15 protein-coding genes are annotated in these 20,479 nt (G+C 73.2%); 9 read left to right on the top strand and 6 right to left on the bottom strand.

Features of this window, described 5'->3' with window-relative positions:
- Nucleotides 1–18: 18 nt before the first annotated feature.
- Nucleotides 19–1,650, top strand: a complete 1,632-nt coding sequence (gene groL / locus AC0693_RS02950) for a chaperonin GroEL (protein WP_356403822.1) — start codon at nt 19–21, stop codon at nt 1,648–1,650.
- Between the two features lie 113 nt (nt 1,651–1,763).
- Here groL and AC0693_RS02945 read toward each other — a convergent pair whose 3' ends face one another.
- The 3 genes from AC0693_RS02945 to AC0693_RS02935 all read right to left on the bottom strand — a co-directional run bounded on the left by AC0693_RS02945 (nt 1,764) and on the right by AC0693_RS02935 (nt 4,016).
- Nucleotides 1,764–2,453, bottom strand: coding sequence for an ester cyclase (locus AC0693_RS02945; protein ID WP_469317020.1), 690 nt, complete (start codon nt 2,451–2,453; stop codon nt 1,764–1,766).
- A 74-nt stretch (nt 2,454–2,527) separates the two neighbouring features.
- Nucleotides 2,528–3,301, bottom strand: a complete 774-nt coding sequence (locus AC0693_RS02940; RefSeq protein WP_478738932.1) for an SDR family NAD(P)-dependent oxidoreductase — start codon at nt 3,299–3,301, stop codon at nt 2,528–2,530.
- Between the two features lie 25 nt (nt 3,302–3,326).
- The gene (locus tag AC0693_RS02935; protein WP_356403831.1) at nt 3,327–4,016 is read right to left on the bottom strand and encodes an MOSC domain-containing protein; all 690 of its coding nucleotides are present in this window, start codon (nt 4,014–4,016) and stop codon (nt 3,327–3,329) included.
- Nucleotides 4,017–4,095: 79 nt separating this feature from the next.
- Here AC0693_RS02935 and AC0693_RS02930 point away from each other — a divergent pair, with 79 nt between their 5' ends.
- A complete protein-coding gene (locus AC0693_RS02930; RefSeq protein WP_478800817.1) occupies nt 4,096–5,001 on the top strand; it encodes a LysR family transcriptional regulator in 906 nt (301 codons plus the stop codon).
- A gap of 135 nt (nt 5,002–5,136) precedes the next feature.
- Here the strand turns inward: AC0693_RS02930 and AC0693_RS02925 are convergent, their stop codons facing one another.
- Nucleotides 5,137–5,478: a WhiB family transcriptional regulator gene (locus tag AC0693_RS02925; RefSeq protein WP_356403837.1), complete on the bottom strand. Its 342-nt coding sequence runs from the start codon at nt 5,476–5,478 to the stop codon at nt 5,137–5,139.
- 379 nt (nt 5,479–5,857) lie between these two features.
- On the opposite strand from AC0693_RS02925, the gene AC0693_RS02920 reads away from it, so the two are divergent.
- The 4 genes from AC0693_RS02920 (at nt 5,858) to AC0693_RS02905 (ending at nt 10,456) form a co-directional block, all read left to right on the top strand.
- Nucleotides 5,858–6,469, top strand: coding sequence for a response regulator transcription factor (locus tag AC0693_RS02920; RefSeq protein ID WP_003948568.1), 612 nt, complete (start codon nt 5,858–5,860; stop codon nt 6,467–6,469).
- 415 nt (nt 6,470–6,884) lie between these two features.
- Nucleotides 6,885–7,514: a sigma-70 family RNA polymerase sigma factor gene (locus tag AC0693_RS02915; protein ID WP_330332074.1), complete on the top strand. Its 630-nt coding sequence runs from the start codon at nt 6,885–6,887 to the stop codon at nt 7,512–7,514.
- A gap of 143 nt (nt 7,515–7,657) precedes the next feature.
- A complete protein-coding gene (gene guaB / locus AC0693_RS02910; protein ID WP_356403840.1) occupies nt 7,658–9,163 on the top strand; it encodes an IMP dehydrogenase in 1,506 nt (501 codons plus the stop codon).
- 168 nt (nt 9,164–9,331) lie between these two features.
- Complete coding sequence (locus tag AC0693_RS02905; protein WP_469317018.1) at nt 9,332–10,456, top strand: GuaB3 family IMP dehydrogenase-related protein; 1,125 nt, start codon at nt 9,332–9,334, stop codon at nt 10,454–10,456.
- A gap of 84 nt (nt 10,457–10,540) precedes the next feature.
- Here AC0693_RS02905 and AC0693_RS02900 read toward each other — a convergent pair whose 3' ends face one another.
- Both AC0693_RS02900 and AC0693_RS02895 read right to left on the bottom strand, forming a co-directional pair.
- Nucleotides 10,541–11,017, bottom strand: coding sequence for a hypothetical protein (locus tag AC0693_RS02900; RefSeq protein WP_478800816.1), 477 nt, complete (start codon nt 11,015–11,017; stop codon nt 10,541–10,543).
- Nucleotides 11,018–11,147: 130 nt separating this feature from the next.
- The gene (locus AC0693_RS02895) at nt 11,148–12,377 is read right to left on the bottom strand and encodes a nucleotide sugar dehydrogenase (RefSeq protein WP_356403849.1); all 1,230 of its coding nucleotides are present in this window, start codon (nt 12,375–12,377) and stop codon (nt 11,148–11,150) included.
- Between the two features lie 231 nt (nt 12,378–12,608).
- On the opposite strand from AC0693_RS02895, the gene AC0693_RS02890 reads away from it, so the two are divergent.
- From AC0693_RS02890 to AC0693_RS02880, 3 genes are all read left to right on the top strand, one after another.
- Nucleotides 12,609–14,315, top strand: a complete 1,707-nt coding sequence (locus tag AC0693_RS02890; RefSeq protein WP_356403852.1) for a glycerol-3-phosphate dehydrogenase/oxidase — start codon at nt 12,609–12,611, stop codon at nt 14,313–14,315.
- Between the two features lie 467 nt (nt 14,316–14,782).
- Nucleotides 14,783–18,331 (top strand): serine/threonine-protein kinase, encoded by a 3,549-nt coding sequence (locus tag AC0693_RS02885; RefSeq protein WP_478800815.1) that lies wholly within the window; start codon nt 14,783–14,785, stop codon nt 18,329–18,331.
- Nucleotides 18,332–18,512: 181 nt separating this feature from the next.
- Nucleotides 18,513–20,479 (top strand): protein kinase (locus tag AC0693_RS02880; RefSeq protein WP_478800814.1); only part of this gene is annotated, 1,967 nt, incomplete at its 3' end.

The raw sequence follows: 20,479 nt of genomic DNA, 5'->3' as shown, positions 1-20,479 counted from the left end.
GAGGGCTGTACCGCTCCCATGCCGAAGATTCTTAAGTTTGACGAGGACGCCCGTCGCGCTCTGGAGCGCGGCGTCAACAAGCTTGCCGACACGGTCAAGGTGACGATCGGCCCCAAGGGCCGCAACGTCGTCATCGACAAGAAGTTCGGCGCCCCCACCATCACCAACGACGGTGTCACCATCGCGCGCGAGGTCGAGCTCGACGACCCGTACGAGAACCTGGGCGCCCAGCTCGTGAAGGAGGTGGCGACCAAGACCAACGACATCGCGGGTGACGGCACCACCACCGCCACCGTGCTGGCCCAGGCGCTGGTCCGCGAGGGCCTGCGCAACGTCGCCGCCGGCGCCTCCCCGGCCGCCCTGAAGAAGGGCATCGACGCGGCGGTCAAGGCCGTCTCGGCCGAGCTGCTGGAGACCGCCCGTCCGATCGAGGACAAGTCCGACATCGCCGCCGTGGCCGCGCTCTCCGCGCAGGACACCCAGGTCGGCGAGCTGATCGCCGAGGCGATGGACAAGGTCGGCAAGGACGGTGTCATCACCGTCGAGGAGTCCAACACCTTCGGCCTGGAGCTGGAGTTCACCGAGGGCATGGCCTTCGACAAGGGCTACCTCTCGCCGTACATGGTCTCCGACCAGGAGCGCATGGAGGCCGTCCTCGAGGACCCCTACATCCTCATCAACCAGGGCAAGATCTCGTCCATCCAGGACCTGCTGCCGCTGCTGGAGAAGGTCATCCAGGCGGGCGCCTCCAAGCCGCTGCTGATCATCGCCGAGGACGTCGAGGGCGAGGCGCTCTCCACCCTCGTCGTGAACAAGATCCGTGGCACCTTCAACGCCGTGGCCGTCAAGGCCCCCGGCTTCGGTGACCGCCGCAAGGCGATGCTCCAGGACATGGCCGCCCTCACCGGCGCCACCGTCATCGCCGAAGAGGTCGGCCTCAAGCTCGACCAGGCCGGTCTGGACGTCCTCGGCACCGCGCGCCGCGTGACGATCACCAAGGACGACACGGTCATCGTCGACGGTGGCGGCAGCCACGACGACGTCGTCGGCCGCGTCAACCAGATCAAGGCCGAGATCGAGTCCACGGACTCGGACTGGGACCGCGAGAAGCTGCAGGAGCGCCTGGCGAAGCTCGCCGGCGGCGTCTGCGTCATCAAGGTCGGCGCCGCCACCGAGGTGGAGCTGAAGGAGAAGAAGCACCGCCTCGAGGACGCCATCTCGGCGACCCGCGCCGCGGTCGAGGAGGGCATCGTCTCCGGCGGTGGCTCCGCGCTCGTCCACGCCGTCAAGGTCCTGGAGGGCAACCTCGGCCTCTCCGGCGACGAGGCCACCGGTGTCGCGGTCGTGCGCCGCGCCGCCGTCGAGCCGCTGCGCTGGATCGCGGAGAACGCGGGCCTGGAGGGCTACGTGATCACCGCGAAGGTCGCCGAGCTCGACAAGGGCCAGGGCTTCAACGCCGCGACTGGCGAGTACGGCGACCTGGTCAAGGCCGGCGTCATCGACCCGGTCAAGGTCACCCGTTCCGCTCTGGAGAACGCCGCCTCCATCGCCTCCCTGCTGCTCACGACCGAGACCCTGGTCGTCGAGAAGCCGGCCGAGGACGAGGGCGACGCCGGTCACGGCCACGGTGGCCACGGCCACAGCCACTGACCTCGTCGGTGACGTGCTGAGCCGGCGTCGGTACTGCCGGCAGTAGCGAGAGAGGGCCCCCGTTCCACTGGGACGGGGGCCCTCTTCGTCTGCCGCGGTCCGTCTGCCGCGGCTCAGCTGCCCATGCTGCGCATCAGGCCCGGTGCGTCGTAGTACCACCAGTCTTCCGCGATCTGCCCGTTCTCGATCCGGACGGTCGTGCAGCCCGACATGGCGACGGCCCTGCCGGTCGGCGCGAGGCCCATGAACTCGCCCTTGTGCGTGCCCTTCCAGTCCCACAGCGTGGTGACGCAGTCCCCTTCGGCGACCTGGCGCGTGATGTCGAAAGTGAAGTCGAAGGCATCGCGCCACATGCCGATCGTGCGCCGCATGCCCTCGCGGCCGTTGCCCCGGCCCTCGGTGTCCATCATGTCGTGGGTGACGTACCCCGCCGACACGCACTCGTCGATGGCCTCGAACCGGCCCTGCTCCGCGATCTCCTTGAACACCCGGTTCGCGATGAGGGTGTTGAGGTGCTGTTCGCGGACCACGTCGAGGTTGGTAAAGGTGGGCATGCCGTCGCAGAGGCTCACCATCTCCTGGAACATCCGCTCCGTCTCCGGGAGCTGAGAGTTCCTCATGGCGTCCTCGTACGACGGGAATTCGACCAGGTCCACGTAGTGCGTCCCCGCCTCGCGGTCCTTGCCGATCAGGGTGTGCGTGACCGTGCGCCTGCCCGCGGTCTCTTCGGCGTAGCGGTCGATGAGGGCGTTCATCTCGTCGAACCGTCTCGTCTCGTAATCGATAATCTGTACGAATGTCATCGCGTCGCCTCCCGGCGGGATAGGGACACGTCCAGTCTAGGGAGGATGGGGCCTTTTGGGTGGTTACCGGGTGGTTACTGCGGTCCGTACTTGCGGCCCGTCCGCGAGGACACCCCGCCCAGCAGCCCCCGCGGGGCCAGCTTCACCATGCTCATCAGCGCCTTGTAGCGCGGGTCCGGGATCGAGACCGCCCGCCCGCGCGCCAGGTCGGCCAGCGCCGCCGCGACCAGCTTGTCCGCGTCCAGCCACATCCAGCCGGGGATGTTGTCGGTGCCCATGCCCGCCCGCTCGTGGAACTCCGTACGGACGAACCCGGGGCACAGGGCCATCAGCCGGACCCCGCAGTCCGCGAGGTCCTTGGCCGCGCCCTGGGTGAACTGCACGACCCAGGCCTTGCTCGCCCCGTACGTCCCGCGCGGCAGGAACGCCGCCACCGAGGCCACGTTGACCACGCCCCCGCGCCCGCGCGTGCGCATCGATCCGGTCGCGGCCGAGGTCAGCCGCAGCACCGCCTCGATGTGCACCTTGATCATCGCCAGCTCGTCGGCCATCGGGACGTCCAGGTAGCGGCCCTTGTTGCCGAAGCCCGCGTTGTTGACCAGCAGGTCCACCGGGTGCTTGAGGTCGGCCAGGCGCCGCTCGACCGCCGAGATCCCCTCCTCCGTGGACAGGTCGGCGGTCAGCACCTCGGCCTCGATGCCGTGCCGGTCGTGCAGCTCGGTGGCCTGCTCGCCCAGCCGCTTGGTGTCCCGTGCCACCAGCACCAGGTTGTGCCCCTGGGCGGCGAGCTTGCGGGCGAAGGCGGCGCCGATGCCCGCCGTGGATCCTGTGATCAACGCAGTCGTCATACGCGCAACCTAACCGCAGGACGCGTCAGCCCCGGGCCCCGGCGCCCTCGTCGCCGAGCTTGTCCAGGTACGAGCGGACCTTCTCGTGCCCCGACGGATCCATCGCGTCGCCCGCCGCCCGGGTGCGCGGCAGCAGCGCGCGTTCGGTGGTGAACGCGCGGAACCAGAAGCCGACCGACACCTCGTGGCCGGGCCGGTGGAGCACCTCGATCGGGTCGCCGGGGGAGACCTGCCCCTCCTGGATCACCCGCAGGTACGCGCCCGGGCGGACCTCCCGGGTGAACCGCCTGACCCAGCCCGGCTCGCCCAGGAACCCCTGGAAGGTCCGGCACGGGATCCGGGCGGACGCCACTTCGAGGACCAGCTCCGCGCCGACCCGCCACCGCTCGCCGAGGCGTGCGCCGGTGACGTCCAGCCCCGACGTCGTGAAGTTCTCGCCGAAGACGCCCGCGGGCAGCGGCCGGCCCAGCTCGGCCTCCCACCAGTCCAGGTCCTCGCGGGCGTAGGCGTAGACCGCCTTGTGGTCGCCGCCGTGGTGGCGCAGGTCGCAGACGGCGTCGCCCTCCACCCCGCTCGCGCCCCGCCCCTTGGGGCCCGGGGCGACGATGCGCAGGGGCCCGGGCACCGGCCGCTTGTCGCAGCCGGTCACGCCGCCGTCGGCGTCGGTGTACTCCACGGACAGCGGGCGGGCCACGTTCAGGGACATCAGCTGCATGGGTGCACGCTAACCGAGCCCCCTCAAAGACGTCCATGCACCCGGGCGCCGTCTCCAAAGCAAGGCTTATGCTCGCAGGGTGATCGAGGCACGTCATCTCCGAGTCCTGCGCGCCGTGGCCGGTACGGGTTCCTTCTCCGCCGCCGCCCGTGAACTGGGCTGCACGCAGCCCGCCGTCTCCCAGCAGATGAAGGCGCTGGAACAGTCCGCGGGCACTCCGCTGCTCGTCCGCACCGGCCGCGAGATGCGGCTGACCCAGGCGGGTGAGGCGCTGGTCCGCCACGCCGCGGGCATCCTCGCCGGGCTCACCGCCGCCGAGGAAGAGGTCGCGGCCATCGCCGGGCTGCGCGCCGGCCGGGTCCGGCTGGTCTCCTTCCCCAGCGGCAGCTCCACGCTGGTGCCGACCGCGCTCGCCGCGATGCGCGCCGCGCACCCCGGCACCCGCATCTCCCTGGTCGAGGCGGAACCGCCGCGCTCGGTGGAGATGCTGCGCGAGGGGGACTGCGACGTGGCGCTGGCCTTCCGGTACGCGGGCACCGCGCCGGAGGGACCGGTCGCCGAGTGGGACGACCTGGTGGTGCGCCCGCTGCTCACCGACCGGCTGGTCGGGCTGGTGCCCGAGGGGCACCGGCTGGCGGGGGCGGGGCGCGTGGGCATCGCGGAACTGGCCGAGGAGCCCTGGATCGCGGGCTGCCCGCGCTGCCGCCGCCATCTGGTCGAGGTGTGCGAGGCCGCGGGATTCACCCCGCGGATCGACTTCGCCACCGACGACTACCCGGCCGTGGTGGGCCTGGTCGGCGCGGGGCTGGGCGTGGCGGTGCTGCCCGAGCTGGCGGTGGAGTCCGTACGGGCCAAGGGCGTGGCCGCGCTGGCGGTGGAACCGGCCGTGGAACGGGAGGTCGTGGCGCTGACCCTGGCGGACCTGGCCCGGGTCCCTGCCGTGGCGGCGACCCTGGACCAGCTGGAGCGGGCCGCCGCCCGCTGACGGCCGTACGGCGGTACGGCCGGGCGGGTGACGCCCCGGTGGCGCCCGGCGGGCCGGCCCCGTGAGGCGGCCTGCCGGAGGAACCGACGGTTTCGGAGAAACGTTCCTTCGGGTGTTCGTCCTGTCCTGGCGGAGTCAGTGCCTGACGGTCGGCCCCGTCGCGGCGCTCCCCGTCACGCTGGTGGCGGGGATGAGGCGGTGCCGGGCCCGGCCCATCAGTTCTTCGCGTTCGTCCTCGGTCAGGCCGCCCCAGACCCCGTAGGGCTCGCGGACGGCGAGTGCGTGCGCTGCGCATTCCGCGCGCACCGGGCATCGCATGCAGACCTCTTTAGCCGAGGTCTCGCGCGCGCTCCTGGCCGCGCCCCGCTCGCCTTCCGGGTGGAAGAAGAGGGAGCTGTCGACCCCGCGGCAGGCGGCGAGGAGCTGCCAGTCCCAGAGGTCGGCGTTCGGTCCGGGGAGGCGGGAGAAATCTGCCATGGGTAGTCCTCTTGGTGCCGGTACTGAGGCGGATATGGTCCATGTCTCCACATCTACTGTCGTAGTAGATGTAAATATGACTCATTGGGAATCTAGCCTCAGACACATGGCAAACGGAAGGAAAGCCGCCAAATAGGGCATAGCTCCAGATGGAGGACACGCCGGTGCCGACATCCCCGCCGTGTTCGGTTCCTCACGTAGAGTGCCGAAGGTGTCCGTCCGACCCGTAACTCTTTCGAGTGACCGTCGTTGAGAGTGCGAAGGCGGTTGAACCAAGAAGTTCTCGGACAGGTGTCCGGGAGCATCGACCGCAACGGTGACGATACGTACCAGCCTGGAGGCTCAAGGTGACGCGCATCAGCAGCTGCGGAGGGCGGTCATGACATCCGTCCTCGTCTGCGACGACTCCCCGCTTGCCCGAGAGGCGCTCCGTCGCGCGGTTGCCACCGTGCCCGGCGTCGAGCGTGTGACGACGGCGGCCAACGGCGAGGAAGTCCTCCGCCGCTGGGGTGCCGACCGCTCCGATCTGATTCTGATGGATGTACGGATGCCGGGGCTGGGCGGTGTCGAGACCGTCCGGCGGCTGCTCTCGGCCGACCCGGGCGCCCGCATCATCATGCTGACGGTCGCCGAGGACCTGGACGGGGTGGCCCTCGCGGTCGCCGCCGGTGCCCGGGGCTACCTGCACAAGGACGCCTCGCGCGCCGAACTGCGGGCCACGGTCACCCAGGCCCTCGCCGACCCGACCTGGCGGCTCGCCCCCCGGCGGCTGCGCTCGGCCGAGATGGGCGCCGCGCCCACCCTCACCGCGCGCGAGATCCAGGTCCTGGAGGGCATGAGCCACGGCCGGTCCAACGCGGAGATCGGGCGCGAGCTCTTCCTCTCCGAGGACACGGTCAAGACCCACGCCCGCAGGCTGTTCAAGAAGCTCGGCGCCTCGGACCGGGCGCACGCCGTGGCGCTCGGCTTCCGCTGGGGCCTGGTCCGCTAGGACCCGTCCCGCCGCGGCGCGCCGCACACGGACCCGGTCCGCCGGGGCCGTCCGTGCGTCACCGCGCCCCCGTCGCGCGGCCCGGTCCTCGCGGGCCGGGCGCGGTGCGGTCCGTCCGTCCTCGCGTACGGGGCGCCGCTCCGGCCGGGGACCGCGCGGACGGTTCGAGCCGGACCCGGTGCGCACCCGGGATTCGCGGGGCACAATCCGGGGGACGTGTCGCTTCGGGCGCGATGCCGCATCCTTGAGGGTGTGGCCGCACTTTCGGAGCTGTGGCCTCGGGGACCGGGACCATTCGGCCGAGCGGGAGGGGAGGGTGCGGGCGATGACTTCAGGTGCACCCGCTCATAACGCTTCGATGCACAACGCGGGGCGTGGCGGCGCGAATGCTCCGGCGCCAAGGCACCATGGATTGATGCGCGACGACGAGGCCGAGGGGTCCACCGCGGCCACAGGCCCGACCGGCACCGCCAACGGCGGCAGCGCCGGGGCCGTCGGCGCGCTCGTACGCCGTGCCGTCGAGGGCGACGGACAGGCCACGCACGACCTGCTCGCCTTCGTGCACCCCCTCGCGATCCGCTACTGCCGCACCCGGCTCTCCCGGCTCCCCGGTGATGCCCGTCACTTCGTCGAGGACCTCGCGCAGGAGGTCTGCGTCGCCGTCCTGATGGCCCTGCCCCGCTACCGCGACACCGGCCGTCCCTTCGAGGCGTTCGTCTTCGCCATCGCCGCGCACAAGGTCGCCGACCTGCAACGGGCCGCCATGCGGCACCCGGGCAGCACGGCCGTGCCCTCCGACGAGATGCCGGAGCGCCCGGACGACTCGCTCGGCCCCGAGGAGCGGGCGCTGCTCAGCAGCGACGCCGCCTGGGCCAAGAAGCTGCTGGCCAACCTTCCGGAGAACCAGCGCGAACTCCTGGTGCTGCGGGTGGCCGTCGGACTGACGGCGGAGGAGACCGGCCAGATGCTCGGGATGTCCCCGGGCGCGGTCCGCGTCGCCCAGCACCGCGCGCTCAGCAGGCTGCGCGCCCTCGCCGAGCAGTAGGCCCGCCCCCCGCTTTCCCCCGCTCGCCGCACAGTCCGTAGGAACGCACGAATCTCCTGGTCGATCTCGGTGGTGGAATGAGACGCCCCGGGATCCCGTTAGCATGGACATCCGCGCTGAGCAAGACCATCTGGGAAGGTGTCATGACTGTCAACGCCGACGGAGTGCCCGACAAATTCGCCACGCTGGGGCTCACCTACGACGATGTGCTGCTCCTGCCGGGCGTGTCGGACATGGCGCCTGACCAGATCGACACCTCTTCCCTGATCTCGCGCAACGTCCGGGTCAACGTGCCGCTGCTGTCCGCCGCGATGGACAAGGTCACCGAGGCCCGCATGGCCATCGCCATGGCCCGCCAGGGCGGCGTCGGCGTGCTGCACCGCAACCTCTCCATCGCCGACCAGGCCAACCAGGTCGACCTGGTCAAGCGCTCCGAGTCCGGCATGGTCACCGACCCGATCACGGTGCACCCGGACGCGACGCTGCGCGAGGCCGACGAGCTGTGCGCGAAGTTCCGCATCAGCGGCGTCCCGGTCACGGACGCGGCGGGCAAGCTCCTGGGCATCGTCACCAACCGCGACATGGCCTTCGAGTCGGACCGCGCCCGCCAGGTGCGCGAGGTCATGACCCCGATGCCGCTGGTGACGGGCAAGGTCGGCATCTCCGGCGTCGACGCCATGGAGCTGCTGCGCCGCCACAAGATCGAGAAGCTTCCGCTGGTCGACGACGCGGGCATCCTCAAGGGCCTCATCACGGTCAAGGACTTCGTCAAGGCCGAGAAGTACCCGAACGCCGCCAAGGACAAGGACGGCCGCCTGCTGGTCGGCGCGGCCGTCGGCGTCGCGGGCGACGCGTACGAGCGCGCCCAGGCCCTGATCGAGGCGGGCGCCGACTTCATCGTCGTCGACACCGCCCACGGGCACTCCCGGCTGGTCGGCGACATGGTCTCCAAGATCAAGTCGAACTCGACGGTCGACGTCATCGGCGGCAACATCGCCACCCGTGACGGCGCCCAGGCGCTCATCGACGCCGGCTGCGACGGCATCAAGGTCGGCGTCGGGCCCGGCTCCATCTGCACCACCCGCGTGGTCGCCGGCATCGGCGTCCCGCAGGTCACCGCGATCTACGAGGCCGCGCTGGCCGCCAAGGCCGCGGGCGTCCCGGTCATCGGCGACGGCGGCCTGCAGTACTCCGGCGACATCGCGAAGGCCCTGGTCGCGGGCGCCGACACGGTGATGCTCGGCTCGCTGCTCGCGGGCTGCGAGGAGTCCCCGGGCGAGCTGCTCTTCATCAACGGCAAGCAGTTCAAGTCGTACCGCGGCATGGGCTCGCTCGGCGCGATGCAGTCCCGCGGCGACCGCAAGTCCTTCTCCAAGGACCGCTACTTCCAGGAGGGCGTCGGCGGCGACGACAAGCTGATCCCCGAGGGCATCGAGGGCCAGGTGCCCTACCGCGGCCCGCTCTCCGCCGTCGTGCACCAGCTGGTCGGCGGCCTGCGCCAGTCGATGTTCTACGTCGGCGGCCGGACCGTGCCGGAGCTCCAGGACCGGGGCCGCTTCGTGCGGATCACCTCCGCTGGTCTCAAGGAGAGCCACCCGCACGACATCCAGATGACGGTGGAGGCGCCGAACTACTCCCGCAAGGGGTAGTTGCCGCAGCTGAGCGCAGGGGGCGGGTCCGGAGGTTCGGGCTCGCCCCTCACCGTTGCCGGGGACGGCGGGGCCGGTCCGCTGCGTCCCGTACAGCGGTCACCGGAACGCGGGGTGCCGGGGTTCGGGGATACTGGACCGGCAGACCCAGAGGAAAGGCCACCACACGTGACTGAGATCGAGATCGGGCGCGGCAAGCGCGGCCGCAGGGCGTACGCGTTCGATGACATCGCCATCGTCCCCAGCCGCCGTACCCGGGACCCGAAGGAGGTCTCGATCGCCTGGCAGATCGACGCCTACCGCTTCGAGCTCCCGTTCCTGGCCGCCCCCATGGACTCGGTGGTCTCCCCGCAGACCGCCATCCGCATCGGCGAGCTCGGCGGTCTGGGTGTGCTGAACCTCGAGGGTCTGTGGACCCGGTACGAGGACCCGCAGCCCCTGCTCGACGAGATCACCGGGCTGGACGAGGACTCGGCCACCCGCCGCCTCCAGGAGATCTACCAGGCTCCGATCCAGGCCGACCTGATCAAGCAGCGCATCAAGGAGGTGCGCGACTCCGGTGTGGTCACCGCCGCCGCGCTCTCCCCGCAGCGCACCGCCGAGTTCTCCAAGGCGGTCGTGGACGCGGGCGTCGACATCTTCGTGATCCGCGGCACCACGGTCTCCGCCGAGCACGTCTCGGGCGCCGCCGAACCGCTGAACCTGAAGCAGTTCATCTACGAGCTGGACGTCCCGGTGATCGTCGGCGGCTGCGCCACCTACACCGCGGCCCTGCACCTGATGCGCACCGGCGCGGCCGGCGTGCTGGTGGGCTTCGGCGGCGGCGCCGCGCACACCACGCGCAACGTGCTGGGCATCCAGGTCCCGATGGCGACCGCCGTCGCGGACGTGGCCGCGGCCCGCCGCGACTACATGGACGAGTCCGGCGGCCGCTACGTGCACGTCATCGCCGACGGCGGCGTGGGCTGGTCCGGCGACATCCCGAAGGCCGTCGCCTGCGGCGCCGACGCGGTCATGATGGGCTCCCCGCTCGCCCGTGCCACGGACGCGCCCGGCAAGGGCTACCACTGGGGCATGGAGGCCGTCCACGAGGACGTGCCGCGCGGCAAGAAGGTCGACCTCGGCACGGTCGGCACCACCGAGGAGATCCTCACCGGCCCGTCGCACTCCCCGGACGGTTCGATGAACATCTTCGGCGCCCTGCGCCGCTCGATGGCCACCACCGGCTACAGCGAGCTCAAGGAGTTCCAGCGCGTCGAGGTCACGGTCGCGGACGCGCAGCACAGCCGCTGAGCCCGGCGCACGGACGTACGCACGGAGGGCCGGTACCCCCACTCGGGGGTACCGGCCCTCCGGCGTTGCGCGGGGCGCCCGGGATCAGGCGGCGACCTTGCGCGCCGTCTGGAAGGCGGCGAGCGCGCCGATCACGAAGAAGACGAGCGAGAGGAAGCTCGCGTCGGCCTTCCAGGCCTCCTGGACCAGGTCGAGGTGATCGGTGAGCAGTTCGGTCGCGCTGAGCGGCAGCTTCTTCGAGCCGATCACGGCCTCGCCGACGAGACCGCCGGCGTAGACGGAGCCGAGCGACAGGATGGCGGCCACGACCGGCAGGACCGGGTTGCGGCCGCCGAGCTTGCCCGCCGTCAGACCGATGACGAGGCCGACGCCGACCGCGGCGTAGCCGATCTCGTGCTCGATGGCGCCGATGATCGCGCCGTAGGCCGCCGCCGTGATCACGGCCGCGATCACGGCGGCGACGATGCCGAGGGCCATGTTGCCCTTCGGGGCGGCCGGGGCCGGGTAGCCGGGGGCCGGGGTGACGGAATCGGGTGCGGGCGGCTGGAACTGCTGGCTCATGAAGGGTCCCCCCCAGGGGTTTCGGACGCACGGGTGCCCCAGGGGTGACCGCGGGGACGTAAGTGCGAAATAAGAACGCCGCAGGCTAACAGGTGCCTGTGACGGCCGAAGGGGGGATTTCGGCGGGCGGTCAGAGCCGGTGCGCGGCGCCCACCGGGCTGGCGCCCCGGGTGTCCAGGAGCAACTGGGCCTTCACGGCGAGTCCTTGCAGGTCGTAGGTGCGGTGGTGCTGGAGCAGGATGGTCAGGTCGGCGTTGGCCGCGGCCTCGTACAACGATTCGGCACGCGGCACGGGCTGGTCCCGCACCCGCCACCCGGCGATGTACGGATCGTGGTAGCTGATCAGGGCCCCGAGGTCGAGCAGCCTGCTCGCGATCTCGTGCGCCGGGGAGCCCTCCTGGTCGGCCAGGTCCGGCTTGTAGGTGACCCCCAGCAGCAGGACCCGCGCCCCGCGCGCGGACTTGCCGTGCTCGTTGAGGAGGGTCGCGCTGCGCTGGATGACGTACTGGGGCATCCGGTCGTTGATCTCCTGGGCGAGGCCGACCATGCGCAGGGGGTGGCCGGGGGTGCGGGGGGTGTGCGGGAGGTAGTTCGGGTCCAGGGGGACGCCGTGACCGCCGACGCCGGGGCCGGGCCGGAAGGCCTGGTACCCGTACGGCTTCGTCTCCGCGCAGCGGATCACGTCCCACAGGTCCACGCCGAGGTCGTGGCAGAGCACCGCCATCTCGTTCATGAGGGCGATGTTGACGTGCCGGTAATTGGTCTCCAGCAGCTGGACGGTCTCCGCCTCGCGCAGGCCGCGCGCGCGGACCACCTTCTCGGTCAGGCGCGCGTAGAAGGCCGCGGCGGACTCGGTGCACGCCGGGGTCAGGCCGCCGATCACCTTGGGGGTGTTGGCGATGCCGTGCGTCCGGTTGCCGGGGTCGTGGCGGCTGGGGGAGTAGGCGAGGTGGAAATCGCGGCCCGCGCGCAGGCCCGAGCCCGCTTCCAGGACGGGGCGCAGGTACTCCTCGGTGACCCCCGGATGGGCGGCGGATTCGAGGATGACGGTGGTGTGCGGGCGCAGCCGGGCGGCCAGCGCGCGGCCCGCCTCGCCGACCGCGGACAGATCGAGGGCGCGGTCAGCGCCGAGCCGGGTGGGGGCGCAGATCACGGCGGTGCGGACCCGGCCGAGCTCGGCGGGGTTCGTGGTGACGCGGAAGCCGGCCGCCGACATGCGGCGGATCTCGGCGGCGGTGAGAGTGGAATCGGTGGCGGGTCCGCTGTCGTATCCGACGGTCTCGATACCGGCGGACACGGCGGCCTGGGCGAGCGGGAGGCCGAGGTGGCCGAGTCCGATGACGGCGAGGTCAGCGGGCATGGGGGGTGCCGTCCTTCCTCCCCTGACATGAGGGGGCTGAACGCGCAAGTCCTGTGGACAGCTGGAGCTGGCGCTATGTCAGACTAGGCGTATATATGACCGATCTGCGGCATTGTGGGGTGGTGGTTGCCGCTGTGTTGTCCACAGGCGGTGGCCGATGTCCGCGGGCGCGGTAAGAATCGTGACCGAGGGGGATATGAGCGGGATCACCCGCAGCAACGGGAGGCAGCCGTGAGGACAGCGACACTGGGACCCGCGCAGCGCGCCGAGGCGCTCGCCCGAATGGCCGAACGCGAACTCGACGTCCTCGTGGTGGGCGCGGGCGTGGTGGGGGCCGGGACCGCGCTCGACGCCGTGACCAGGGGACTCTCCACCGGCCTGGTGGAGGCCCGCGACTGGGCCTCGGGCACCTCCAGCCGCTCCAGCAAGCTGATCCACGGCGGACTCAGGTACCTGGAGATGCTCGACTTCGCGCTCGTCCGCGAGGCGCTCAAGGAACGCGGCCTGCTGCTGGAACGGCTCGCGCCGCACCTGGTCAAGCCGGTCCCCTTCCTCTACCCGCTCCAGCACAAGGGCTGGGAGCGGCTCTACGCGGGCTCCGGCGTCGCGCTGTACGACGCGATGTCGGTGTCCAGCGGGCACGGCCGCGGCCTGCCCGTCCACCGGCACCTCTCGCGCAAGCGCGCCCTGCGGATCGCGCCCGCGCTGCGCAAGGACGCCCTGGTCGGAGCCCTCCAGTACTACGACGCCCAGATGGACGACGCGCGCTACGTCGCCACCCTGGTGCGCACCGCCGCGGCCTACGGGGCGCACTGCGCCAACCGGGCCCGGGTCATCGGCTTCCTGCGCGAGGGCGAACGGGTGGTCGGGGCCCGCGTCCAGGACGTCGAGGGCGGCGGCGAGTACGAGATCCGCGCGAAGCAGATCGTGAACGCGACCGGGGTGTGGACGGACGACACCCAGGCACTGATCGGCGAGCGCGGCCTCTTCCACGTCCGCGCCTCCAAGGGCATCCACCTGGTGGTGCCGAAGGACCGGATCCATTCGGCGACCGGGCTGATCCTGCGCACCGAGAAGTCCGTCCTCTTCGTGATCCCCTGGGGACGGCACTGGATCGTGGGCACGACGGACACCGACTGGGACCTGGACAAGGCGCATCCGGCGGCGTCCAGCGCCGACATCGACTACGTGCTGGAACACGTGAACGCGGTGCTGGCGGTGCCGCTGACCCGGGACGACGTGCAGGGCGTGTACGCGGGACTGCGGCCGCTGCTGGCCGGGGAGTCGGACGCGACGAGCAAGCTCTCGCGCGAGCACACGGTGGCGCACCCGGTGCCGGGGCTGGTCGTGGTGGCGGGCGGCAAGTACACGACGTACCGGGTGATGGCCAAGGACGCGGTCGACGAGGCGGTGCACGGGCTGGACCAGCGGGTCGCGGAGTGCGTCACCGAGGACGTGCCGCTGGTCGGGGCGGAGGGGTACCGGGCGCTGTGGAACGGGCGGGCCCGGATCGCCGCCCGGACGGGTCTTCACGTGGTGCGCGTGGAACACCTGTTGAACCGGTACGGCTCGCTGACGGAGGAACTGCTCGACCTGATCGAGGCCGATCCGAGCCTGGGGGAGCCGCTGGCGGCCGCGGACGACTACCTGCGGGCCGAGATCGTGTACGCCGCCTCGCACGAGGGGGCGCGGCACCTGGACGACGTGCTCACCCGGCGGACCCGGATCTCGATCGAGACCTTCGACCGCGGGACGCGCTCGGCGCGCGAGTGCGCCGAGCTGATGGCGCCGGTGCTGGGCTGGGACGCGGGGCAGACCGACAAGGAAGTGGAACACTACGAGAAGCGGGTGCAAGCGGAACGCGAGTCGCAGCGCCAGCCGGACGACCAGACGGCGGACGCGGCGCGGCTGGGGGCGCCGGACATCGTTCCGCTCTGATCCCGCCGGGTCCCGCGCGGGATTCCGGTCCGGGCTCCTGTCCGGGTTCCGTTCGGTCCGGTCCCGGTTCCGGTCCCGATTCCACTCGCGCCCCGCCGTACGCGCGCACGGCGTACGGTGGCCGGAGGAACCGCGGACCCGGGACACCCGTCCGTTGCGGAGTGAGGAACAATGAGGTTTCGGCCGGGGCGGGTTACGTCGGGCCCAGCGGGATGACGGGCCGGCCGGAGAAGGCGGCACGATCGCAGAGGGGACGCATGTCGAAGCCGGAGCACAAGCGCAAGCCGGAGTCCCCTGAGGGAACGGCCCCCGATACAGCGACCCCCCTGGAACCGGAGCCGAGCCGCGCCCCGGGGGCCGCTGACGCGGGGTCGGACGAGGCTGCCGGGTCGGTGCCGGTCGGGGACGGGGCTGTTGACGCTGCGTCGGACGGGGCGTCGGACGCTGCGTCGGACGGGGCGGAGCCGGTGTCCGGTGGGGAGCAGCGGGACGCGATATCCGGCGGCGAACCGGTGCGCGCGCCGGGGTCGGCCCCCGGGCGGCAGGGCGCGAAGGCCGGCCGGACCGGCGCGGGCCGTGCGAAGGCCGGTGTGGCCGAAGGCGGTGCGGTGCGGACGGGCGGGAACGGGTCCGTGGCGCTGGTGAAGGACGCCGGGTCCGCCGAAGTACCCGCGCAGCGGGTGGCGGATGCGGTCGCGGCGGAGCCGGTGGCACCGCAGGCCGCGGGGGCCGGGACGCCCCTGGCGGAGCCTCAGGACGCCGAACCGGCAGCCGGGGACGTGCCGGAGCCCGTACGCGCGGTGCGCGAGAGCGCCCGCTCGGATGCGCCGAAGCCGGCCTCCGGCGGACCGGCGCGGAAGCAGGCGGCGCCGAGGCGTGCGCCACGTGGCGCCGCGGCGCCGAAGGCGACCCCGTCGAAGGACGCGGCGCCGAAGGTCCAGGCGTCGAAGGACGCGGCGCCCGCGCAGGGCGCGCCCACGGATGCGGTGCCTGCCGGTGCGGCCCCCGCGGGCGCGGTGGCGAAGGGTGCGGTGGCCAAGGTCCAGACGTCGAAGGACGCGACGTCCGCGGATGGCGCGCCCACGGATGCGGTGCCTGCCGGTGCGGCCCCCGCGGACGCGGTGGCGGAGGGTGCGGCGGACAAGGTGCGGGTCGCGAAGGACGCGACGCCCGCGGATGGCGCGCCCACGGATGCGGTGCCTGCCGGTGCGGCGCCCGCGGACGCGGTGGCGGAGGGTGCGGCGGACAAGGTGCAGGCGGTGAAGGACGTGCCGCCCGCCGACGACGCGCCTGCGGATGCGGTGCCTGCCGGTGCGGTCCCCGCGGATGCGGTGGCGGAGGGTGCGGCGGACAAGGTGCGGGTCGCGAAGGGCGTGACGCCCGTCGACGACGTGCCTGCAGATGCGGTGCCTGCCGGTGCGGCCCCCGTGGACGCGGTGGCGAAGGGCGCGGCGGCCAAGGGGCAGGCGGCTAAGGGCGTGACGCCCGGGGACGCGGCGACCAAGGTCTTCGCAGCGAAGGACGTGCCGCCCACGGACGACGCGCCCGCGGATGCGGTGGACACCGGCGCGGCTGCCAAGGATGCGGCGGCCGGGGTGCGGGCTGCGAAGGACACGGCGGCCGGGGACGATGCGGCCGCCGACGCGGCGCCCGCCGACGCGGCGGCCGGGGTCCGGTCTTCGCAGCGCTCGGTGCCCGCCGACGCGGCGCCCCCGGACGCGGCGGCCGAGGTCCGGCCTGCGCAGGGTTCGGCGCCCACCGGCTCGGCGCCCACCGGCTCGGCGCCCACCGGCTCGGCGCCCACCGGTGCGGCGGCCAAGGACGCGGTGACCAAGGTTCAGGCCGCGCACGGCGCGGCGCCCCGGGCTGCGGCGGCCAAGGGCGCTACCGGCGGCGCGGACGACGGCGTCGGCGAGGTGCTGGACGTGCCCGGGATCGTGCGCCAGCCGGGGCGCGGGGAAGCAGGGTCTGCGCGGAGCGGACGCCCGTCGGGCGCGGCCCCGGCGCAGTCGCCGCGGCCGGCCGCCCCCGCCATCCCGGCGCAGCCGGGCCGCGGCACGGCGGACGAGGGCCGGCTGCTCGCACGGCGCTACCGGCTCGGCCGCGTCCTCGGCAAGGGCGGCATGGGCACCGTGTGGCGCGCCCAGGACATCACCCTCGGCCGTACCGTCGCCGTCAAGGAGCTCCGTTTCGGCCACGGCGTGGACGAGGACGAGAAGCGCCGCCTGATCACCCGTACTCTGCGCGAGGCCAAGGCCATCGCCCGGATCCGCAGCAGCGGCGCCGTGACGGTGTACGACGTCGTCGACGAGGACGACCGCCCCTGGATCGTGATGGAGCTCATCGAGGGGCTCTCCCTCGCCGAGTTCATCCGCGAGCGCGGCCCGCTCACCCCCCGGCGCGCCGCCGAGGTCGGCCTGGCCGTGCTCGACGTACTGAGGGCCGCGCACGCCGAGGGCATCCTGCACCGCGACGTGAAGCCGTCCAACGTGCTCATCGCCGAGAACGGCCGCGTCGTCCTCACCGACTTCGGCATCGCCCAGGTCGAGGGCGACCCCTCCGTCACCTCGACCGGCATGCTCGTCGGCGCCCCCTCCTACATCTCGCCCGAGCGCGCCCGCGGCTACAAGCCGGGCCCGCCCGCCGACATGTGGTCGCTCGGCGGGCTGATCTACGCGTCCGTGGAGGGCACGCCCCCCTACGACAAGGGTTCCGCCCTCGCCACGCTCACGGCCGTGATGACCGAGCCGGTCGATCCGCCGAAGAACGCGGGCCCGCTCACGGAGGTCATCTACGGCCTGCTGGCCAAGGACCCCGCCCACCGGCTCGACGACGCGGGCGCCCGCGCGATGCTGAACGCGGTGCTCGACGCCCCCGAGGAACCGCCCGCGCCGCTCATCCCGGCCGTGGAGGAGACCCGCCAGATATCTCTCGTGGAAGCCCAGCAGGCGGCTACGGACCGGACGGCCGAGAAGGCGGCCGAACGGGCCGCCGAGAAGGCGGAGAAGGCCGAGCAGCGGGAACGCGAGCGCGAGCAGCGCGAACGGGCCCGCGCCGCGCTGAAGTCGGCCCGCAAGGCGGCGGCTTCGGCCGCGGCCGAACAGAAGGCCGCGGCGGCGTCGACGGCGGCCGCCGCGTCGGCCGCCGAGGCCCCGGCGCCGCCCGCCCGCAGGCCGCGCACGGCTCCCGTCGCGGCCCCCCTCACCGACGTCATGTCGCGCCGTACGATCGCGCTGGCGATCGCCGGCCTGGTCGTCGTGCTGGCGGTCATCGGCTCCCTCCTCGTCTACGCCTTCAGCGGTGACGACGACCCCGGTGACAAGGGCGGCAAGGGAAAGGCGGGCGCCGCTGCCTCGGCGAGCCCGAAGGCCACCCCGAGCGCGAGCGGTGACGGCAAGAGCACCACCGGTGCCACGGGCGGTACGTCGCCCAGCCCCGAGGGCAGCCCTGGCCAGCAGACCCAGGGTCAGACGCAGGGACAGACCCAGGGGCAGGGCCAGGCCCAGACCCCCGGCCAGAACACCGGCCAGGTGCCGGGCCAGGGCACGGGGAACGGCGTACCGGCGGGCTTCGCCACGGTCACGAACGACGCCTTCCACTTCTCCATGGCGATGCCGCAGGGGTTCCACCAGACCGGTACCGCGGGCACCTCGTCCGGTGGGATATACAGTCGTGACGGCGGCTTCCCGCGCATCCAGGTCGACTACACCGGCAAGCCGGGCAACGACGCCCGGCTCGCCTGGGCCCAGCTCCAGCCCTCGGTCGCGGGCAGCAGCAAGGACTACAAGCCGCTCGGCCTGCGCGTCGTGGACTACCGGGGCTATCCGACCGTCGCCGACTGGGAGTTCGAGCGCACGCAGAACGGGACGAGGGTCCGCGTCCTGAACCGCGGCTTCAAGTTGGACGCCACGCACGGCTACGCGATCATGATCAGTTGCGCGGCGGACCAGTGGGACGGCGCCGAGTGCACCCAGCTGCGGAACACGGCCTTCGACACCTTCCAGCCCGTCGGCTGAGCCGGTGACGGCGGCCCGTTCGGCGCACCGGTCACCGCCCCGGTCGCCGCACTGACGTCACGGGCCTCGGCAGGCCCGGGACGCGGGCGCCCCGGGCGACGTATCGTGTTCGCGGGACCACGGGAACGCACTCGCGCCGACCCGGGCACCCGCTCACCAACGCGCGCTCGGGGGAGGCGGCATGGAGGAGTACGCGGGCCGGATCCTGGCCGAGCGGTACCGCCTGCCGCTGCCCCCGTCCGGCGCGCCAGACGAGTACGAACTCGTCGAGACGCGGGCCTTCGACACGCGCAGCGGGCAGGAAGTACTCGTCCGGCAGGTGCCGTTACCCGAGATCGTCGACGCGGAGATCGTCGACGCGGGGACGTACGACGGGCACCGCGCGCCCGCGGCCGGGCGGCGGCCGGTGTCCGAACTCCCCGCGGTGCGGCGGGCGATCGCCGCGGCGCAGGCGGCGGCCCGGGTGCCGGACCATCCGCGCCTGGACCAGGTCTTCGACGTGTTCGCCGAGGGCAACTCGCTGTGGATCGTGAGCGAGCTGCTGCCGGCGCGGTCGCTGGCGTCGCTGATCGCGGAGGAGCCGCTCAGCCCGTACCGGGCGGCGGAGGTGGCCGCGGACGTGCTGACGGCGCTGCGGGTGCTGCACGCGCACGGCTGGACCCACCGGAACATCACCACCCGCACGGTGCTCGTCTGCGAGGACGGGCGCGTCGTGCTGACCGGCCTGGCGGCCGGGGCGGCGGAGGAAGCCCTGTGCGGGTACGACCCCGTCCCGCCGGCCGACCCGGCCGAACCGGTACAGGACCCGGCCGGCGGCGAGGGCGCGCGCCAGGACGCGGCGTGGGCGCGCGGCCGGGCGGCGGCCCTTCCGGCGCCGCGCCCGCCGGACGCGGGGCGGTCGGTCGCCGAGCGGCCGTACGGCGCCTCGGAGTTCGGCGGCCCGGACCTCGGCAACCCCGGCTTCGGCGGCGGTGACGGCGTCGGCGCTCCGGAGGGCGGGTACGGCTACGGCCCCGGCTACGGCTACGCCGACGGCCAGGGTTACGGGGGCGGCCAGGGTTACGGGGACCAGGAGCGGGACCCCTTCGCCGCGCCCGATCTGCCGGGCGAGGGCGAGCTGGGCGGTTACGCCGGTTCCACGGACTACCACGACGTCATCGGGGGCGGCGCCGGAACCACCCCCGACGAGGACGGCTACGACGACCCCGGCCCGAGCAGCCCCGGCCTCGGCCGCTTCGCGTCGGAGGACCCGGGGGACGAGCGGACGGCCGCAGGCGCGTCCGGTTCTGCTCCCGGCCCGGGCCGCTCCGGGGGCGAGGGCCCGGGTGTGGGACCGTCGGCGTTCGGCCTGGGCCGCTTCGCGTCGGAGGACCCGGGGGACGAGCCGGAACGGGAGGGCGAGCCGGGGGCCGGCGAGGGCGGGGCGCCGTCGTACGCGCCGCTGGTGGCGCCCGGGTACGACACCGAACCCCTGTCGGGACCCCGGCCCGAGCGGCACGTCGGGCCGACCTACGCCGACCACATCACCCCGGATGCGCCGGGCGGGCGCCTTGACCCCAAGGCCGCCGCCCGGGCCGGGGCCGTCGCGGCCTACCGGGCCGGGGCGCAGGCCGCCGCGCGCGCGAACGAGGGTGCCCCGGCGGAGGAGAACCGCCCCCGGGGTTCCAACGTCCCCCAGGGGTACTCGTACCCCTACGGCGGCCCCGGAGCCACCTGGCACGGCGCCACCCCCCGCCGCACCCCCACCCCGGCCCTCCCCCCGGCGGCGAACCCCGGAGCCGCCCTCCCCCCGGCCCCGGACCCGGAGGCGGCGGTCCCGGGTGCGCTCTCCCCGGTCCCGGTTCCGGACCCGCAGGCGACCCCGGGCCCGAACCCGGGGGCTGCGTTCGCCCCGGCCACGGAGCCGAACCCGGGCCAGGGCCCCGAGGCGGCTCCGGGCACGGTTCCGGTCCCGGACCAGAGCCGTGAGACACCGCCGCCGGGCCCGGACCCGAGCCCCGCGGTGCTCCCGGCGCAGAACTGGACCCCGGACCCGGGCGCGAACCGGGGCTGGGGCCCGCCCCCGGACCCCGAGGCGACCCCGGACGGGACGTGGACCACGGGCCCGGACCCCGAGGCGACCCCGCTCCCGGAGGGGACGTGGACCGC

Source organism: Streptomyces sp. NPDC043876 (assembly GCF_056435825.1).
This window is presented reverse-complemented; position numbering and strand designations above follow the sequence as displayed.

Excerpts from the sequence above, each read along its gene's own strand:
- AC0693_RS02900 (WP_478800816.1), bottom strand. The coding sequence starts at position 11,017 with ATGAGCCAGCAGTTCCAGCCGCCCGCACCCGATTCCGTCACCCCGGCC.
- AC0693_RS02915 (WP_330332074.1), top strand. The coding sequence starts at position 6,885 with ATGCGCGACGACGAGGCCGAGGGGTCCACCGCGGCCACAGGCCCGACC.
- AC0693_RS02925 (WP_356403837.1), bottom strand. The coding sequence starts at position 5,478 with ATGGCAGATTTCTCCCGCCTCCCCGGACCGAACGCCGACCTCTGGGAC.
- AC0693_RS02945 (WP_469317020.1), bottom strand. The coding sequence starts at position 2,453 with ATGACATTCGTACAGATTATCGATTACGAGACGAGACGGTTCGACGAG.
- groL (WP_356403822.1), top strand. The coding sequence starts at position 19 with ATGCCGAAGATTCTTAAGTTTGACGAGGACGCCCGTCGCGCTCTGGAG.
- AC0693_RS02940 (WP_478738932.1), bottom strand. The coding sequence starts at position 3,301 with ATGACGACTGCGTTGATCACAGGATCCACGGCGGGCATCGGCGCCGCC.
- AC0693_RS02935 (WP_356403831.1), bottom strand. The coding sequence starts at position 4,016 with ATGCAGCTGATGTCCCTGAACGTGGCCCGCCCGCTGTCCGTGGAGTAC.
- AC0693_RS02895 (WP_356403849.1), bottom strand. The coding sequence starts at position 12,377 with ATGCCCGCTGACCTCGCCGTCATCGGACTCGGCCACCTCGGCCTCCCG.
- AC0693_RS02920 (WP_003948568.1), top strand. The coding sequence starts at position 5,858 with ATGACATCCGTCCTCGTCTGCGACGACTCCCCGCTTGCCCGAGAGGCG.
- guaB (WP_356403840.1), top strand. The coding sequence starts at position 7,658 with ATGACTGTCAACGCCGACGGAGTGCCCGACAAATTCGCCACGCTGGGG.